Origin of the sequence: Streptococcus penaeicida (genome assembly GCF_002887775.1) — a bacterium.
Lineage (GTDB): Bacteria > Bacillota > Bacilli > Lactobacillales > Streptococcaceae > Streptococcus > Streptococcus penaeicida.
Genome location: NZ_LOCM01000087.1, coordinates 1 through 240, shown reverse-complemented (window position 1 = coordinate 240; position 240 = coordinate 1). Strand labels below are relative to the sequence as shown.

The window sequence follows — 240 nt, the reverse complement described above, 5'->3', positions numbered from 1 at the left end:
TATCTCTGATTCACATAAAGACCTTTCTGAGGGGCTAAATCAGGATATTCTGCCTTATAAACTCTGATCTCTTGTTGGAATCCAGTAGATGTTCTAGTCTCTTTGATATAGTCAAATGATAATCCCAACCATCCGGATGCGTGTAGGTATCACTAACCTCATCGTAAAACCAATTATCTAGATTCTTTGTAGACTGTTTCTGCTTTCTTTTCTGCTCCTTATCAAACATACCATATTTAA

The 240-nt window shown here is 36.2% G+C and carries 1 pseudogene; it reads right to left on the bottom strand.

Annotated features, from left to right (window positions below):
* Positions 1-240 (bottom strand): annotated as a pseudogene (locus AT575_RS10720) (IS1182 family transposase); the annotation flags it as partial.